Annotated in this window: 15 protein-coding genes and 1 riboswitch; of the genes, 8 read left to right on the top strand and 7 right to left on the bottom strand. The window is 70.7% G+C overall.

Going from position 1 to position 17,401, the window contains the following annotated elements; translation table 11 throughout:
* Position 1 precedes the first annotated feature (1 nt).
* The gene (locus tag HN013_RS17320) at positions 2–1,309 is read left to right on the top strand and encodes an MFS transporter (RefSeq protein ID WP_212764452.1); all 1,308 of its coding nucleotides are present in this window, start codon (positions 2–4) and stop codon (positions 1,307–1,309) included.
* Here the strand turns inward: HN013_RS17320 and HN013_RS17315 are convergent.
* The 3 genes from HN013_RS17315 to HN013_RS17305 all read right to left on the bottom strand — a co-directional run bounded on the left by HN013_RS17315 (position 1,270) and on the right by HN013_RS17305 (position 5,165).
* The gene (locus tag HN013_RS17315; protein WP_171167125.1) at positions 1,270–1,635 is read right to left on the bottom strand and encodes a YciI family protein; all 366 of its coding nucleotides are present in this window, start codon (positions 1,633–1,635) and stop codon (positions 1,270–1,272) included. The genes HN013_RS17320 and HN013_RS17315 overlap by 40 nt on opposite strands.
* Positions 1,636–1,749: 114 nt before the next feature.
* Positions 1,750–2,763, bottom strand: a complete 1,014-nt coding sequence (locus HN013_RS17310; protein WP_171167123.1) for a ribonucleotide-diphosphate reductase subunit beta — start codon at positions 2,761–2,763, stop codon at positions 1,750–1,752.
* Positions 2,763–5,165, bottom strand: coding sequence for a ribonucleoside-diphosphate reductase subunit alpha (locus tag HN013_RS17305; RefSeq protein WP_171167121.1), 2,403 nt, complete (start codon positions 5,163–5,165; stop codon positions 2,763–2,765). The genes HN013_RS17310 and HN013_RS17305 overlap by 1 nt, the downstream gene beginning before the upstream one ends.
* A 162-nt stretch (positions 5,166–5,327) precedes the next feature.
* A riboswitch (cobalamin riboswitch) is annotated at positions 5,328–5,485 on the bottom strand.
* Between the two features lie 206 nt (positions 5,486–5,691).
* Here HN013_RS17305 and HN013_RS17300 point away from each other — a divergent pair.
* The gene (locus tag HN013_RS17300; RefSeq protein ID WP_171167119.1) at positions 5,692–6,585 is read left to right on the top strand and encodes a DUF3592 domain-containing protein; all 894 of its coding nucleotides are present in this window, start codon (positions 5,692–5,694) and stop codon (positions 6,583–6,585) included.
* 38 nt (positions 6,586–6,623) lie between these two features.
* Entirely contained in the window at positions 6,624–7,073 is a 450-nt protein-coding gene (locus tag HN013_RS17295) for a hypothetical protein (protein WP_171167117.1), read from the top strand.
* 39 nt (positions 7,074–7,112) lie between these two features.
* Here the strand turns inward: HN013_RS17295 and mctP are convergent, their stop codons facing one another.
* Together mctP and HN013_RS17285 are read right to left on the bottom strand one after the other, a co-directional pair.
* Entirely contained in the window at positions 7,113–8,738 is a 1,626-nt protein-coding gene (gene mctP / locus HN013_RS17290; protein WP_171167115.1) for a monocarboxylate uptake permease MctP, read from the bottom strand.
* Positions 8,735–9,010 carry a DUF3311 domain-containing protein gene (locus HN013_RS17285; protein ID WP_171167113.1) on the bottom strand — a complete coding sequence of 92 codons (276 nt, stop codon included), beginning with the start codon at positions 9,008–9,010 and terminating at the stop codon, positions 8,735–8,737. The genes mctP and HN013_RS17285 overlap by 4 nt, the downstream gene beginning before the upstream one ends.
* 241 nt (positions 9,011–9,251) lie before the next feature.
* Here HN013_RS17285 and HN013_RS17280 point away from each other — a divergent pair, with 241 nt between their 5' ends.
* Positions 9,252–9,905 carry an HAD family phosphatase gene (locus HN013_RS17280; RefSeq protein ID WP_171167111.1) on the top strand — a complete coding sequence of 218 codons (654 nt, stop codon included), beginning with the start codon at positions 9,252–9,254 and terminating at the stop codon, positions 9,903–9,905.
* 122 nt (positions 9,906–10,027) lie between these two features.
* On the opposite strand, the gene HN013_RS17275 is transcribed toward HN013_RS17280, so the two are convergent.
* Both HN013_RS17275 and HN013_RS17270 read right to left on the bottom strand, forming a co-directional pair.
* A complete protein-coding gene (locus HN013_RS17275; RefSeq protein ID WP_171167109.1) occupies positions 10,028–10,903 on the bottom strand; it encodes an SPASM domain-containing protein in 876 nt (291 codons plus the stop codon).
* A gap of 561 nt (positions 10,904–11,464) precedes the next feature.
* The gene (locus HN013_RS17270; protein ID WP_171167107.1) at positions 11,465–12,232 is read right to left on the bottom strand and encodes a GntR family transcriptional regulator; all 768 of its coding nucleotides are present in this window, start codon (positions 12,230–12,232) and stop codon (positions 11,465–11,467) included.
* A gap of 241 nt (positions 12,233–12,473) precedes the next feature.
* Here HN013_RS17270 and HN013_RS17265 point away from each other — a divergent pair, with 241 nt between their 5' ends.
* From HN013_RS17265 to HN013_RS17250, 4 genes are all read left to right on the top strand, one after another.
* The gene (locus HN013_RS17265) at positions 12,474–13,751 is read left to right on the top strand and encodes an extracellular solute-binding protein (protein ID WP_171167106.1); all 1,278 of its coding nucleotides are present in this window, start codon (positions 12,474–12,476) and stop codon (positions 13,749–13,751) included.
* A 97-nt stretch (positions 13,752–13,848) separates the two neighbouring features.
* Positions 13,849–14,826: a carbohydrate ABC transporter permease gene (locus tag HN013_RS17260; protein WP_171167103.1), complete on the top strand. Its 978-nt coding sequence runs from the start codon at positions 13,849–13,851 to the stop codon at positions 14,824–14,826.
* A complete protein-coding gene (locus tag HN013_RS17255; RefSeq protein ID WP_171167100.1) occupies positions 14,823–15,653 on the top strand; it encodes a carbohydrate ABC transporter permease in 831 nt (276 codons plus the stop codon). Before HN013_RS17260 ends, HN013_RS17255 begins: the two co-directional genes overlap by 4 nt.
* 9 nt (positions 15,654–15,662) lie before the next feature.
* Entirely contained in the window at positions 15,663–17,231 is a 1,569-nt protein-coding gene (locus tag HN013_RS17250) for a glycoside hydrolase family 3 protein (RefSeq protein ID WP_171167098.1), read from the top strand.
* The last annotated feature ends 170 nt before the right edge of the window (positions 17,232–17,401 follow it).

Below are 17,401 nucleotides of genomic sequence, written 5' to 3'. Positions count from 1 at the left end.
CATGACCATGACGCGCGTCGAGGCGGTGCAGAAACGCACCCTCATCGTGCTGGCGGTCTCCCAGGTCATCGGCGGCGCGGGGATCGCCGCCGGAATCACCGTGGGGGCCCTGCTGGCCGAGGAGGTCCTCGGCTCCACCGGACTGGCCGGGCTGCCCAGCGCCCTGTTCACCGGCGGCTCCGCCTTCGGGGCGGTGGCCGTCGGCCGGATGTGCGAGCGCTGGGGCCGCAGACCGGGACTGGCCGTGGGCCACGCGATGGCCGCCCTCGGCAGCGTCGGCGTGGTGGTCTCGGCCGCGGCGGAACTGGTGCCGCTGCTGCTGTTCTCGCTCCTGCTCTACGGAGCCGGCACCGCCGCCAACCTCATGGCCCGGTACGCGGGCGCCGACCTGGCCCCGCCGGAGCGCCGGGGCCGCGCGGTGAGCGCCGTCCTGCTCTCCATGACCCTGGGCGCGGTGGTCGGCCCCACCCTGGCCACGGTCACCGGCGACCTCGCCCGGGACTGGGGCCTGCCCCGGCTCACCGGACCGTTCCTCCTCGCCTCCGTCGTCTACGCCGTGGCCGCGCTGGTCCTCTTCGCCGGCCTCCGCCCGGACCCGCTCCGGCTGGCCAAGGAGCTGGCGGACCGGGCGTCGGCGGCGGCGGAGGAGGCGTCCCCGGCCGCCTCCGGCCGTACGGAGTCCCCGGGAGCCGGGCGGCGCGTCGGCCTCGGCACCTCCCTGCTGGTCCTGAACCAGCTGGTCAAGGTCGCCATCATGACCATGACGCCCGTGTACATGAACGCGCACGGCCACAGCGTTCAGGCGACCGCGATGGTCATCGCCGTCCACGTGGGGGCGATGTTCCTGCCCTCGCCGCTGACCGGGGTGCTGGTGGACCGGTACGGCCAGGTGCCGACGGCGGTCGCCTCGGGCCTCACCCTGCTCGTGTCCTGCCTGCTCGTCGCCCTGGCCCCGGCGGACGACGCCTTCCTGCTGGGAGCGGCACTCGTCCTGCTCGCCCTCGGCTGGAACTTCGCCCTGGTGAGCGGCACCGCCATCGTCACGGACGCGGTGCCGGTCGCCCGCCGCGCCTCGACCCAGGGCATGGTCGACGTCGGCATCTCCGTCGCCGGGGCCACCGGCGCCCTGGTCTCCGGCCCGGTCGTGGCGGGCGCCGGCTTCCCGGTCCTGGCCGCCGTGGGCGGCGTCGTGGCCTTCGCGATCGTGCCGCTGGCCGTCCTGACCGCGCGTGACCGCCCCGCCCCGCCCGGGCCCCGCCCCGTCCCCGCCTACTCGGCGGACCCGGCGGGGAAGTCCGACTCCTCGTAGACCCTGCGCAGTTCGACGACCCCGTCCCGGAAGGGGATCCGCTTCGCCCAGTCGAAGGCCTCGTCCATCGAGTCCACCTGGATCACCCAGTAGCCGGCCATCAGCTCGCCGACCTCGGAGAACGGCCCGTCGATGACGCTCGGCGCGCCGCCCGCGAACACCACCCGCGCGCCCTGGGAGGAAGGCCGCAGGCCGTCGGCGGCGAGCAGCACGCCCGCCTTGGAGAGTGCGTCGTTGTACTTCCCCATCTCGGCGAGTTCCTCCCGGGTCGGCAGCACGCCGGCCTCGCTGTCCTCGGTCGCCTTGACGATCATCATGACCCGCATGGGCCCTCCTGGCGTCGCTCGATCCTGACAGATCCCACCTTTACCGGAGGTACGGCGACAAACGCGGAGCCCCGCCGGACCGGGTCCGGCGGGGCTCCCCGAGTCGGGACGGGATCAGAACTCGTCGTCGAAGGCGACCGTGCCCTCGACCGCGACCTGGTAGGCCGAGGCGCGGCGCTCGAAGAAGTTGGTCAGCTCCTGGACGTTCTGCAGCTCCATAAAGGAGAAAGGGTTCTCCGAGCCATAGACCGGAGCGAAGCCCAGCCGCTGGAGGCGCTGGTCGGCGACGCACTGGAGGTACTCGCGCATGGACTCGGTGTTCATGCCCGGCAGGCCCTCGCCGCACAGGTCGCGGCCGAACTGCAGCTCGGCCTCGACGGCCTCCTTCAGCATGTCGGTGACCTGCTGCTGGAGCTCGTCGTCGAAGAGGTCGGGCTCCTCCTGGCGGACGGTGTCCACGACCTCGAACGCGAAGTTCATGTGCATCGTCTCGTCACGGAACACCCAGTTGGTGCCGGTGGCGAGGCCGTGCAGCAGACCGCGCGAGCGGAACCAGTACACGTAGGCGAACGCGCCGTAGAAGAACAGGCCCTCGATGCAGGCGGCGAAGCAGATGAGGTTGAGCAGGAAGCGACGGCGGTCGGCCTTTGTCTCCAGCTTGTCGATCTTCTCGACCGAGTCCATCCACTTGAAGCAGAACTGGGCCTTCTCCCGGATGGACGGGATGTTCTCCACGGCCGCGAAGGCGGCGGCACGGTCCTCCGGGTCGGGCAGGTAGGTGTCGAGCAGCGTCAGATAGAACTGGACGTGCACGGCCTCCTCGAAGAGCTGCCGCGACAGGTACAGCCGCGCCTCGGGGGAGTTGATGTGCTTGTACAGCGTCAGCACGAGGTTGTTCGCCACGATCGAGTCGCCGGTCGCGAAGAACGCGACGAGCCGGCCGATCATGTGCTGCTCGCCCGGGGAGAGCTTGGCCAGGTCGGCCACGTCGGAGTGGAGGTCGACCTCCTCCACGGTCCAGGTGTTCTTGATCGCGTCGCGGTAGCGGTCGTAGAAGTCCGGGTACCGCATCGGACGCAGGGTCAGCTCGAAGCCCGGGTCGAGCAGGTTCTTCTGTTCGTTCGACATTACTGGCAGGCCTCGCAGGACTCGGGGTTCTCAAGGGAGCAGGCGATGGCGTCCTCGTCGGGCGCGGCCTGCTGGACGGGGACGGTGGCGGCCGTGGAGCCGGCCGCGCGGGCGATCCGGGTGGCCGGACGCGAACGCAGGTAGTACGTGGTCTTGATGCCCTGCTTCCAGGCGTACGCGTACATCGAGCTGAGCTTGCCGATGGTGGGCGAGGCCATGAACAGGTTGAGCGACTGGCTCTGGTCCAGGTACGGGGTGCGGGCCGCGGCCATGTCGATCAGGAAGCGCTGCGGGATCTCCCAGGCGGTGCGGTAGAGGTCGCGCACCTCCTGCGGGATCCACGCCAGGTCCTGGATCGAGCCGTTGGCGTCGGTCATCGCGTCGCGCGTGGTGCGGTCCCACACGCCGAGCTTCTTCAGGTCCTCCACCAGGTAGGTGTTGACCTGGAGGAACTCACCGCTGAGGGTCTCGCGCTTGAACAGGTTGGACACCTGCGGCTCGATGCACTCGTAGACACCGGCGATCGAGGCGATCGTCGCGGTCGGCGCGATGGCCAGCAGCAGCGAGTTGCGCATGCCGACGGACGCGATCCGGGCGCGCAGCGCCTCCCAGCGCTCGGCCCAGGTCGGCTCGGTGTTCGGGTAGTGGTCCGGGTGCAGCACGCCGCGCGCGGTGCGGGTCGCGGACCAGGCCGGGTGCGGGCCGTGCCGCTCGGCGAGGTCGGCGGACGCCTCGTACGCCGCGAGCATGATCCGCTCGGAGATCCGGGTGGACAGCGCCTTCGCCTCGGGGGAGTCGAAGGGCAGCCGCAGCCGGAAGAAGACGTCCTGGAGGCCCATCAGGCCCAGACCGACCGGCCGCCAGCGGGAGTTGGAGTTCCCGGCCTGCTCGGTCGGGTAGAAGTTGATGTCCACGACGCGGTCGAGGAAGGTGACGGCCGTGCGGACCGTGCGGTCCAGCTTCTCCCAGTCCATCTCGCCGTCGGCGCCCAGGTGGGCGGCGAGGTTGACGGAGCCGAGGTTGCAGACCGCGGTCTCGCCGTCGTCCGTGACCTCCAGGATCTCCGTGCAGAGGTTGGAGGAGTGGACGACCTTGCCGGGCTCGGCGGTCTGGTTGGCGGTGCGGTTGGCGGCGTCCTTGAACGTCATCCAGCCGTTGCCGGTCTGCGCGAGGGTGCGCATCATCCGGGCGTACAGCACCCGCGCCGGGATCGACTTGACGGCCTTGCCCTCGGCCTCGTACTTCCGGTACGCGGCGTCGAACTCGTCGCCGTAGAGGTCGACCAGGTCGGGCGTGTCGGACGGCGAGAACAGCGACCAGTCGGCGTCGGCCTCGACCCGGCGCATGAACTCGTCCGGGATCCAGTGCGCGATGTTGAGGTTGTGGGTGCGGCGGGCCTCTTCGCCGGTGTTGTCCCGGAGCTCCAGGAACTCCTCGATGTCCGCGTGCCAGGTCTCCAGGTAGACACAGGCCGCGCCCTTGCGCCGGCCGCCCTGGTTGACGGCGGCGACGGAGGCGTCGAGGGTCCGCAGGAACGGCACGATGCCGTTGGAGTGGCCGTTGGTGCCGCGGATCAGCGAACCGCGGGAGCGGATGCGGGAGTACGACAGGCCGATGCCGCCCGCGTGCTTCGAGAGCCGCGCGACCTGGTGGTACCGGTCGTAGATCGAGTCCAGCTCGTCCAGCGGCGAGTCCAGCAGGTAGCAGGACGACATCTGCGGGTGCCGGGTGCCGGAGTTGAAGAGCGTGGGGGAGGAGGGGAGGTACGAGAGCGTGCTGGTGAGGCGGTAGAGCTCGGCGACGTCCTCCAGGGCGCGGACGCTGTGGTCCTCGGCCAAGCCGCAGGCCACGCGCAGCAGGAAGTGCTGCGGCGTCTCGATCACGTCGCGGGTGATCGGGTGGCGCAGCAGGTAGCGGCTGTGCAGGGTGCGCAGCCCGAAGTAGCCGAAGCGGTCGTCCGCGCCGTCGATCAGGGCGGCGTCGACGAGCCCGTCCAGCCGCTCGGCGTGCGCGCGCACGAACGCGGCGGTGTCGTCGGCGATCAGGCCCTCGCGGTGCCCGACCTCGACCGAGGCGGAGAAGGAGACCGCGCCCTGCCCGGCCGCCTCATCGGCGATGGCGAGCGTGAGCAGCCGAGCGGCGAGCCGCGAGTACTCGGGCTCCTCGGAGATCAGCCCGGCCGCGGCCTCGGTGGCCAGCGAGCGCAGCTCGGCCTCGTCCGAGCCGGGGTGCCGGCCGCGCAGCGCGGCGGCGGCGACCTTGCCGGGGTCGGTGGCGGGCAGATCGGCGGTGAGCTCCGTCAGGGTGCGCAGGAGCGCGGTCCCGGGGCCGCCGGTCGCTACCGTGTTCGCCTCGGGCGCTGGGGCCGGACCTGAAACCGGGTCCGCGGGCGCGATCGTCACGTGTGGCTCTCCCTCGCTCGGCTGGGGCCGGCGGGAGGCGCACGGGGCCGCGCACGCGCAGGCGTCGGCGTACGGAATGCGTACGACGAAGGCATGCGCGCAGGCGTCCACCGGCCCAACCCGCGAGGCCCGGACGTGTTCGACACCGTGGCCGGGCGGGCCCGGCGTTGGCGTGCTGCCGGCAGGTCCTCGGACTGCGGCACGGGTGGAAATGCGCCCGTACGTTCACCGTTGCGGGACAGTTCCGGATTTCCACCGGATTCCCCTGCGGCGACAGCGAGGACGAGCATACATCTAGTGCCGACGATCGCGAGTACCCCCAGATGTTGTGTCGTCGCGTCATGAAGTGGTCGCGCAATGTGCTATCGGAAGGGTGCGGCGAGGTGTTCGTTCACGGAAGCGACGCCCCGTCGCGAGGCGGCAGAAGGGACGGGCGGTCCGGCTTCACGAAAGCGTAGGCGCGCCACCGGCCGCCCCCGTCGGCCGGGGAGAGCGCGGACGGCCGGAGAACTCGTACGATCCGGCTATGTCGAACGGGAGATCGATCACAGGCGGCCCCGAGGCCGTACTGGTGCGGGGCGGGACCACGGCACGCTTCGACGGGACGCGCCTGTGCGTCGCCCGGGGCCGGACCACGTGGACGCTCCCGGTACGGGCCCTGGACTCCGCCGAACTGACCCGGGACGGCGCCGTGCGGGTCGGCATCCACGGCGAGCCGGGCCGGAGCGACCACGGCCTCGGCCGGGCCGTGGTGCTGCGCGCACCCAACGCGCGGGCCGCCGAGGCGTTCCTGGCGCGTCTGACGGCCGCCCTCGCGACGGTCGAGCCGGTGCCGGACGGCCACGCCCTGGTCCGCGTGGAGACCCGGGCACCGGCCCGGCGCCTTCCCGCGCTGGGCCGCCGCGGCCGGGCGGCGCTGCGGATCGCCCTGGCGGTCCCGCCGTACGCGCTGGCCCTGTTCGTGCTCGGCCTGGCGAGCCCGCGGGGGAGCGACGCCGTGCCGTCGCTGATCGTGGGCGGGGTCCTCGGGCTGGTCGGAGGGGTTCCGTTGGTGCGGGTGGTGCGTCGGGTGTGCTCACTGTGGCTGCTGCGACGGCGTGGGATCGGGGTGGTGGGCCGAGTGACAGGCCATGTGCACATCTGGGACAAGGGTGGGCATTTGTGGCTGTTCTCCCTCATGGACTTCACCACGGTCGACGGGGAGCGGATGCGCGGCGTCACGTCGGTCGTCACCATCTGGGCCTTCTCGCCGGGGGCCGATTCCGGGCAGGCCGAGCTCGTCTACGACCCCGAGAACCCCACTCGTGCCAGCCGTCCCCTCACCGCCGGGTTCGTCCTCCGCACCCTGCTGCTCACGGCCGTGGCCGCGGTCCCGACGCTGGGTTTCCTCGACAGCGTCCGGTACAACCTCCCGTTCTGACCGGACGGCGTCCTGTCAGCACTCCTACGGTGGCTTCCATGACCGGTTCCCGCGCGCCCGTACCCCTTCCCGTGCCGGTGTCCGGCGTGCGGGTGTGCGTGCGGCTCAACATCGGTGGCTGCGGGCCGTTCGCGTGCGTCGTCGCGGACTTCGAACCCCCGGGCCCGGAGGGCGGGCTGGAGCTGCTGAACGCCGTGCCGCAGCGCCGGCTGCCCCACGCGTACCTTCCGGCACTGCGGGAGGGGCTGCTGGAGGGGCTTGCCGGGGTGGGGGCCGCCGTGCTGCTCACGGACGGCGCCTTTCACGACGTGGACTCCTCCGAGCTCGGCTACCGGATCGCCGGCCGGGAGGCGGGCCGGGCCGCCCTCGTCGGCGCGGGACTGCTGCCGCCGGAGGAGGCCGAGGGCCTGCGCTGGGCGGTCTGGCCGGGACGGCCGAGGCCCAAGCGGAAACAGGGGCGGCCGGGACGACCGGCCCGGCGGGCGTAGCCGCCCGCGGGCCGGGCGTCCCGGCACTCCGGCCGGACGTCAGTGCCCGCCCGGCGCCCCCGCCGTCGCCGGCGGCAGCTCGGTCCTGACGCCCGGCTCGCCCGCGTCCGCCGTGTAGTCGGACGCCTTCGTCTCGTCCACGCCGTCGGGTGTGCCGAGGGCCTTGAACACGAAGGTCAGGATGACCACGACGAGCACGTTCAGCGCGAAGGCCGTCAGGCCGATGTACCCCTTCTCCCCGATGAGGGGGATGAGGTTCGTATTGCCGAAGTGGTCCTGCGTGGCGCTCGGGGTGTCGTACGCCCGCCAGGTCCCGTAGATCATGCCGGCCGCCCAGCCCGCCAGCAGGGCCCACCGGTGGAACCAGCGGGTGAACAGGCCGCCCACCAGGGCGGGGACGGTCTGGAGGATCCAGATGCCGCCCAGCAGCTGGAAGTTGATGGCGACCGTCTTGTCCATGGTGAGGACGAAGACCAGGGCGCCCACCTTCACCAGCAGGGACGCCAGCTTGGAGACCTTCGCCTCGCGTTCCGGCGTCGCGTCCTTGCGGAGGAAATCCTTGTAGATGTTGCGGGTGAAGAGATTCGCCGCGGCGATGGACATGATGGCCGCCGGCACCAGGGCGCCGATGCCGATGGCCGCGAAGGCCACTCCGGTGAACCAGTCCGGGAACATGTCCTCGAAGAGCTGGGGAATCGCCAACTGCCCGTTCTTCACCTTGATCCCGGCCGCGACCGCCATGAATCCGAGCATCGCCAGCAGGCCCAGCATCAGCGAATACAGCGGGAGAATGGTGGTGTTGCGGCGGATGACATTGCGGTTCTTGCTGGAGAGCACCGCCGTCACGGAATGCGGGTAGAGGAAGAGCGCCATCGCGGAGCCGAGGGCGAGGGTCGCATACGCCCACTGCGCGTCCGGACCGGTGACCAGGGCACCGCGCGGCTTGCCCGTCGCCGGATTCTCCGCGGAGAACGCCTCGCCCGCCTTGGCGAAGATGTCGTCGAAACCGCCCAGCCTCATCGGGATGTAGATGATGGCGACCGCGATGACGATGTAGATCAGCGCGTCCTTCACGAAGGCGATGAGCGCCGGGGCCCGTAGCCCGGAGGAGTACGTGTAGGCCGCGAGGACGCCGAAGGCTATGAGGAGCGGCAGGTCCTTCATAAACCAGTTCGAACCGCCGCCGACCCCCATCACGTCCAGCACCGCCTGAATGCCGACGAGTTGGAGTGCGATGTACGGCATCGTGGCGAGGATGCCCGTCAGGGCGAGCGCCAGGGACAGGCCCTTGGAGCCGAAGCGGCCGCGCACGAAGTCCGACGACGTGACATAACCGTGCTTGTGGGACACCGACCACAGGCGCGGCAGGAAGGTGAAGACCAGCGGATAGCACAGGATCGTGTACGGAACGGCGAAGAACCCGGCCGCGCCGCCGGCGTAGATGGCCGCCGGGACGGCGACGAACGTGTACGCCGTGTACAGGTCCCCGCCGAGCAGGAACCAGGTTATCCAGGTGCCGAAGGAACGGCCGCCGAGACCCCACTCGTCGAGGTTGTTCGCGTTCTCGGCCCGCCGCCACTTCGAGGCGAGGAAGCCCATGACCGTGACGGCCAGGAAGAAGATGATGAAGACGGTGAGCGCGACACCGTTGACGCCTTCCTTCATCGCTGCTCACCGCCCTTCCGGGCGCGCTCGTGCCGGCGCACGATCACATAGGCGACGGTCGTCAGCGCGGTGGATACGACCACCCACAGCATTTGGTACCAGTAGAAGAACGGGATGCCGATGAACTCGGGCGTGAGGCGGGCGTAGGAATCGACCCAGAGCATCGCGCCGAACGGCAGGGCGAGACAGACGCCCGCCACGATCAGCGGAACGGTCACGACCGGTCTGCGACTGCCATCGGAAGGTGGTTCGGAAGCGGGTGGTTCGGACATGCGACGGCTCCGTCCCCGTGCGGTCGGCGGCATGGCGAGATCTCCGCGACGCGATCACTCGCATCGCGATCATTCGCGTAATGCGCACGAAATCTAGGTGAGGGAGCCTCCGGTCGTCACCCCCTGTCCGGATATCGGTATGGCAACGTCAAGTGCCGCCGGGCCGGGTGGAGCTGTGCGGAGCGGTCGCCCGCCGCGGCTCGGGACGGTTCCCGGGAGGGCTGCGCGTAGGCTGCGGACCATGAAACACACGCCCTTTGACCTCGTCATATTCGACTGCGACGGCGTTCTGGTGGACAGCGAGCGGATCGCCGTCCGCGTCGAGGCGGAGATCCTGGCCGAGCTCGGCGCCCCCTTCACCGAAGCGGAGATCATCGAGACGTTCGTGGGTTCCAGCGGGGAGGTCGTCACGGCGGCCGTGGAGGAACGCCTCGGCCGGCCGCTGCCCACCGACTGGTGGAAGCCGTACGAGCACCGCTACGTGGAGGCGTTCGCCGCCGAGTTGACGGCCGTGGACGGCGTCGCCGAGGCGCTCGACGAGCTGGACGTCCCGGTGTGCCTCGCCTCCAACGGCGGCCACGCCAACATCCGCAGGAACCTGCGGACCACCGGGCTCCACGAGCGCTTCGAGGGACGCGTCTTCAGCGCCGAGGACGTACCGATGGGCAAGCCCGCCCCCGACCTCTTCCTGCACGCGGCCCGGACCATGGGCGCCGACCCGGCCCGGTGCGCCGTGGTCGAGGACAGCCGGTACGGGGTCCGGGCGGCCCGGGCGGCCGGGATGCGGTCGTTCGGCTACGCCGGCGGGCTGACGCCCGCCGCCTGGCTGGAGGGGCCGGGCACGGTGGTCTTCGAGGACATGCGGAAGCTGCCGGCGCTCCTCGCGGCGGGCTGACGGTCCACGCCGTCGGCATGAGCCACGACTGACGGCCGACGGTCCGCGGTCGCGGCCTCACCGCGGCTCAGCGCAACGTCACCGCGGCGTCAGCGCAACGTCCTTGCCGCGTCCTTGCCGCGTCAGAGGAATTCCGCGTGCAGCGTGGACGGCACCTCGGCGGCGTACTCGCCCAGCGCGTCGTCCAGCCCGACGTGCCCGCTCAGCAGCAGCTCCAGCAGTTCGTTCTGCGGGCGGTAGGAGCACGTACCGCACAGCGCGGTGTCCAGCGGATCCGCGGCCTCCCAGGCGGCGCGGGCGCTGCCGTCCAGGACACCCGCGTAGCCGTCCGCGAGGACGTCGCCGATGCGGTAGCGGCTGTCCGGGCGGACCTGGGGGCACGGGTAGAGCTGGCCGTCGGCGCCGACGGCGGCGGTGAAGCGGCTGTAGTGGCAGTGGCCGAAGCGCGCCCGCCCGGCGCCGTTCCCGTCCGGGGCGCGGCCGGGGCGCGGGAGGTGGACCTCGAAGGCGTCGTCGGCGAGCCGGGCCGCCTCGCGCAGGTCGGCCGCGGGGACCGGACCGCCGCACCGGCCGGGCGCGAAGCGGATGTAGTGCGCTCCCGCGTCCCGGGCCGCGCGGGCGGCGGGCAGGATCTCGGCGCGGTTCCGTTCGGTGATCACATAGTGGAAGCCGATGCGGAAGTCCGGGTCGATGGCCGACTGCCGCAGCCGGCCGACGTCGTCCAGGAAGGACGTGAGGCTCCGGTCGGGGGCGCGGCCCGCGGCCCGGAACGTGGTGGCGGTGCCCGCCGGGAGCCCGACCCGGACCCAGGTGTGGGTGGAGGCCACGCACTCGGCCGTGTCCGGCCGTCCGAGCCGGCTGCCGTCGGTGACCAGCCCGATGCGCAGACCCGCCTCGTGCCCGGCGTCGCAGACGGCCGGGTAGCCGGGGTGGAGGGTGGATTCACGGCCGCCGTGGAAGGTCACGGCCCGCCCGCCGTCGGCCGCGAAACCACGCAACAGGGAGACGGCGTTCCCGGTGGAGAGCGCGGTCCTGGCGTCGTCCGGCGGGACCGGACGGACGGGGGAATTCCCGTGGGTGTCGCTCCGGCGCGTGTGGCTTTCGCTCCGCGCGTGACTTGCGCTTGCCGCGTGGCTTGCGCTTCCCGCGTGGCTTGCGCTTCCCGCGTGGCTTTCGCTCCGTGCGTGGCTTTCGCTCCGCGGAATGGAGGGAGTGCCCAGGAGATCGAGGCGTAAATGCACCGGACGGATTTCCCGGCGCGCGACGAACCTGCGTAACAGGTCGCCGTGGGCGAGGACTTTCCGCGGGGAATGCGCCGGGCCGAGGCCTGCCGCGGGATGGTCGGGGCCGCCGCGCGGAGCGGTCCCTTCATGACTCCGCACGCCTGCGGTGTTGTCCATGATCGTCCTCTCGCAAGGCCAGAGGTCCGGCGCCGGTGACACTATGAGCCGCCGTCATCACCGTCAATAGGCATAGACCAGGAGCCGATCGTTCCGCGTGGCCCGGCACCGTCGTCCTCACCGCCGGATGCCGACGGGCGATTCCGCGGGAACCGTCCGCTATTCCGCCGGACGCCGCAATCGGGCGACGAACTTGTAGCGGTCCCCGCGGTAGACCGAACGCACCCACTCCACCGGCCTGCCCTCCGCGTCCAGGGAATGGCGGGAGAGCATCAGCATCGGAAGTCCCACATCGGTACTCAGCAGACCGGCCTCGCGCGGTGTGGCGAGCGATGTCTCGATGGTCTCCTCGGCCTCGGCCAGGTGAATGCCGTAGACCTCGGCGAGCGCCGTGTAGAGCGAGGTGTACTTGACGAGGTTCCGGCGCAGGGCCGGGAAGCGCTTCGCGGACAGATGGGTGGTCTCGATCGCCATCGGCTCACCGCTGGCCAGCCGCAGCCGTTCGATGCGCAGCACGCGGCCGCCGGGGGAGATGTCCAGCAGTCCGGCGAGCCGGTCGTCGGCGGTCACATAGCCGATGTCCAGGAGCTGCGAGGTGGGTTCGAGACCCTGGGCCCGCATGTCCTCGGTGTAGGAGGTCAGTTGGAGCGCCTGGGAGACCTTGGGCTTGGCCACGAAGGTGCCCTTGCCCTGGATGCGTTCCAGGCGTCCCTCGACCACCAGCTCCTGGAGTGCCTGGCGTACCGTCGTGCGCGAGGTGTCGAACTCCGCGGCGAGGGTGCGTTCGGGAGGCACCGGGGTGCCGGGGGGCAAGGTTTCGGTCATCTCCAGGAGATGACGTTTGAGCCGGTAGTACTTGGGGACGCGCGCCGTCCGCGCACCGCCGGCGGTGCTGCCGTTCTCCGCTGTCCCGCCCTCGGTCGCCATGGCGTGCCTTCCCGACTCCGATCCTGCTGCCGTCACCGGCTCCTCCGTCTATCGCGGTCACATGGTGGCACGGGCAGAGCCCGAGGGGACCGGAGATGCCCTGGTCGGCCCTCAGGTGTCGGTCCGGTAACGGACCTGACAGCGACTCTTATACACCCTTGACACCCCAAAAGGTCTAGGCCAAGCTGCGGGCACTGGTCTAAACCATTAAAGACCACTTTTCGGTCCTGAGGAGAGTGCTGTGAAGCGTGGGCTCATAGCGGCGACGGGTGTCGCGGCCTTGTTGGTGAGTGTGGCTGCTTGTGGCTCCGACAGCGGCGACAAGGATTCCGGTTCCGGATCCGGGGACTCCAAGGGCAAGACCCTCACCGTCTGGTTCATGGACGGCTCGAACCCGTCCGGCTGGACGCAGGCCGTCAAGTCCGAGTTCGAACAGAAGACCGGCGCCAAGCTGGACATCCAGATCCAGAAGTGGGACGGCATCCAGCAGAAGCTGACCACCGCCCTCTCCGAGTCCACGCCGCCGGACGTCTTCGAGATCGGCAACACCCAGACGCCCTCCTACGCCGCGACCGGCGGTCTAGCCGACCTTGAGGACCTGAAGAAGGAGATCGGCAAGGACTGGACGGAGTCCCTCAACAAGCCGTCGGTCTTCGAGGACACCCAGTACGCGGCGCCGTGGTGGGCCGCCAACCGGGTGGTCATCTACAACAAGAAGGTCTGGGCCGACGCCGGGATCAAGGACGTCCCCAGGACCCGCGCCGAATTCTTCAAGGACCTTGAGGCCATTCAGAAGAAGGGCGACGCCGAGCCGCTCTATCTGCCCGGCCAGAACTGGTACTTCTTCGACGGTCTGACCATCGGCGCCGGTGCCGACCTGGTGAAGAAGGACGGGAACAAGTGGGTCTCCAACCTCGGTGACCCCAAGGTCGCCAAGGCCATGGAGGTCTACAAGCAGTACCAGGCGTTCAGCAAGGCGCCGAAGGACAAGGACGAGGCCACCCCGCAGCAGGCCGACGTCTTCGCCAAGGGCAGGACCGGCGCGTTCATCGGCATGGGCTGGGAGGCCGACACCGCCGTCAAGGCGAACCCGGAGATCAAGAAGGACCTCGGGTTCTTCACCATCCCGGGCGAGACCGCCGACAAGCCCGAGGGCGTCTTCCTCGGCGGCTCCAACCTCGCCATCGCCGAGCGCAGCAAGAACAAGGAACTCGCCGAGGAATTCCTGAAGATCGCGCTGTCCGACAAGCACGAGGGCGCCCTCGCCAAGGAGGTCGGCTCGATCCCGAACAAGGAATCGCTGCTTCCGCAGGTGAAGGGCAACGCGGCCGGCGAGGCCGCGGCCCCGGCGGCCAAGGGCGGCGGCACCACCCCGCTGATCCCCGAGTGGGCGGCGGTGGAGAACGCCCCGAACCCGATCAAGGCGTATATGACCGCCGTGCTCAACGGCAAGTCGCCCGAGGACGCGGCCAAGCAGGTCGAGGGCGAGATGAACAAGCGCCTCAGCCAGAAGCAGTGACCGCGCGGGCGGGCGGGGCGCGGGCCGGAACTCCGGCGCACGCTCCGCCCGCCCGGCACCACGTACCACCGTTTCACAGGGGAGAAGGCGGACGACGATGTCAGCGCAGACCGAAGAGGCGGCGACCCGGTCCGCCCCCCGGGCCGGCAAGGGCGGCGCTCCGCCGGCCCCCGGGACGGCCCGGCGGAGGGACCGGGCGGTCCCGTACCTGCTGATCCTCCCCGCGGCCGTCTTCACGGTGCTGCTGCTCGGCTGGATCATGGTCCAGAACGGCCTGCTGTCGTTCCAGAACCTCAACCGGCGGCAGCTCATCCGGCGCGTCACCGAGTGGACCGGCTTCGACAACTACAGCGAGACCCTGGGGAACGAGGAGTTCTGGCGGGTCACCCTGCGGTCGGTCGTCTTCACCGGGGTCAACGTCGTCCTGATCATGGCCATCGGCTGTCTGATCGGGCTGCTGCTCGCCCGGCTCGGCGCCACGATGCGGCTGCTGCTCTCCTTCGGCCTGGTACTGGCCTGGGCCATGCCCACGGTGGCCGCCACCACGGTCTTCCAGTGGCTCTTCGCCCAGCGCTTCGGCGTCGTCAACCACGTGCTGGACCAGCTGGGCTGGCACTCGATGGCCGACTACAACTGGACCAGCGGGCAGTTCTCCACCTTCTTCGTGATCACCGTGCTGATCGTCTGGCAGTCCGTGCCCTTCGTCGCGATCAACCTCTACGCGGCGACGACCACGATCCCCAAGGAGCTCTACGAGGCCGCCTCGCTGGACGGCGCGGGCGTGTGGAAGCGGTTCACGTCGGTGACCTTCCCCTTCCTCAAGCCGTTCTTCTTCGCCACGACGTTCCTCGAAGTCATCTGGATCTTCAAGGCGTTCACCCAGGTCTTCGTGATCAACGAGGGCGGCCCGGACCGTCTCACCGAGACCCTGCCGGTCTACGCCTTCGTCGAGGGCATGAACAACCAGCACTTCGGGATGGGCGCCGCGATCTCCATCCTCACCATCCTCATCCTGATCGGGCTGACCGCCTACTACCTGCGCCTGGTGCTCAAGCAAGAGGAGGACGAGCTGTGAAGCGCTCCCTGTTCGGCCGGATCTGGCCGGGGGCGACGGCGGTCGTCCTGTTCCTCGGTCTTGTCTTCCCCGTCTACTGGATGTTCACGACGGCCTTCAAGGACAACAAGGACATCGTCAGCGACACCCCGGTCTGGTTCCCCACCAGCCCCACGTTCGAGCACTTCGAGAAGGCCGTGGACGCCGAGGGCTTCTGGACCTTCGTCGCCAACTCCTTCATCACGACCGTGGTCGCCGTCCTCCTGTCGCTGGTGATCGCGCTGCTGGCGTCCTTCGCCATCGCGCGGATGCGCTTCCGGGGCCGCCGGAGCTTCATCCTGGTGATGATGATGGCCCAGATGGCGCCCTGGGAGGTCATGGTCATCGCGTACTACATGATCGTGCGTGACGCCGACATGCTGAACAGCCTGCCGCCGCTCATCGCCGTCTACACCCTGTGCGTGCTGCCCTTCACCGTCCTGACGCTCCGCGGCTACGTCGCCGCGGTGCCCAAGGAGCTGGAGGAGTCGGCGATGGTGGACGGCTGCACCCGGGCCCAGGCGTTCCGCAGGGTGATCTTCCCGCTGCTGGCGCCCGGTCTGATGGCCACCTCGCTCTTCGGCTTCATCACCGTCTGGAACGAGTTCCCCTATGTGCTCATCCTGAGCAAGGACCCCTCCGCGCAGACGCTGCCGCTCTGGCTCACCGGATTCCGCAGCACCTTCGGCGACGACTGGGGCGCGACGATGGCCGCCTCCTCCCTCTTCGCCGTCCCCATCCTCATCCTGTTCGTCTTCCTCCAGCGCAAGGCCGTCGGAGGACTCACCTCCGGCGCGGTGAAGGGCTAGCACTGCACCATGGACACGCTGACCCATGACGCGCTCACCGTTCTCCAGCCCGGCTTCACCGGGACGACACCGCCCGACTGGCTGCTGCGGCGGCTCGGCGAAGGGCTTGCCGCCGTAGGGCTGTTCGGCCGCAACATCGTCACGCCCGAACAGGTCGCCACCCTCACCGCACGGCTGCGGGCCGAGCGGGACGACGTGCTGGTGGCGATCGACGAGGAGGGCGGCGACGTCACCCGCCTCGACGTCCGTACAGGCTCCTCGTTCCCCGGCAACCTCGCGCTCGGCGCGGTCGACGACACCGGCCTGACCCGCGCCGTCGCCCGGGAACTGGGCCGCCGCCTCGCCGCCTGCGGCATCAACCTCAACTGGGCGCCCTCCGCCGACGTCAACTCCGACCCCGGCAACCCGGTGATCGGCGTACGGTCCTTCGGCGCCGACCCGGAACTCGTAGCCCGGCACACCGCCGCCTACGTCGACGGCCTCCAGGCGGCGGGAGTGGCCGCCTGCGCCAAGCACTTCCCCGGGCACGGCGACACCACCGTCGACTCGCACCACGACATGCCCCGGGTCGACGTGGACCTGCGCACCCTGCACGCCCGCGAACTGCTGCCCTTCCGCGCGGCCGTGGCGGCCGGCACCAAGGCCGTGATGAGCGCCCACATCCTGCTGCCCGCGCTCGACCCGCGGCTGCCGGCCACGCTCAGCCCGGCCGTCCTGCACGGCCTGCTCCGGGCCCCCGCCGACCGCGGCGGCCTCGGCTTCGACGGCCTGATCGTCACCGACGGCATGGAGATGCGGGCCATCTCCGCCGCCTGGGGCATCGAACGCGGCAGCGTCATGGCCCTGGCCGCCGGCGCCGACGCCATCTGCGTGGGCGGCGGACTGTCCGACGAGGACACCGTGCTGCGCCTGCGCGACGCTCTCGTCCGGGCCGTCCGCGAAGGGGAGTTGCCCGAGGAACGGCTCTCCGACGCCGCGGCCCGCGTGCGCGCGCTCGCCCAGTGGGCCTCGAAGGCGGCGGCGGGCGCACGGGAGGGGAGCGCGCCCGCCCCCGCGCCCGCCCCCGAGGCCGCCTCCGAAGCCACCCCCGAGGCCGCCCCGGAGGCCGCCCCCGCCCCGGAGGTCGGACTCCTGGCCGCCCGCAGGGCCCTCCGTGTGACCGCTTCCGCGGACCACACCCCGCTCGACGGGCCCGTGCACGTCGCCTCGTTCACCCCGGTGATGAACATCGCCGTCAGCGACGAGACGCCCTGGGGGGTCGCCGTCGAACTCGGCCGGCTGCTGCCCGGGACGACGACCGGTAGGTACGGACCGGACGAGGCGGACGCGGAGCGGGTGTTGCGGGCCGCGGACGGGCGCCGGGTGGTCGCGGTGGTGCGGGACGCGCACCGCCATCCGTGGATGGCGGCCGTACTCGACGGGCTGGTGGCGGCCCGGCCCGACACGGTGGTGGTCGAGATGGGCCTGCCGCAGGCCCGTCCGCTGGGGGCACTTCACGTCGCCACCCATGGTGCGGCGCGGGTCTGCGGGATCGCTGCCGCGGAGGTGATCGCGGGGGAGCCGGGCTCCCTCGGCTGACGCCATTGGGGGCTTGCCCCGGCCCCTCCCCCAGAGGAGGCACCCCATTCACCGTTTCCCGGGGGCAGGCCCCCGGCCCCCTCGCAACCACGCTGCACGCGGTTGTCCTCAAGCGCCGGACGGGCTGGAGTCGGGCGGCCGAAGTGCTCGGCCCCCGGCCCCCGGCCTCG

Origin of the sequence: Streptomyces sp. I05A-00742 (genome assembly GCF_013055795.1) — a bacterium.
Lineage (GTDB): Bacteria > Actinomycetota > Actinomycetes > Streptomycetales > Streptomycetaceae > Streptomyces.
The sequence above is the reverse complement of the archived record's forward strand: the minus strand, read 5'-3'. Positions and strand labels throughout refer to the sequence as shown.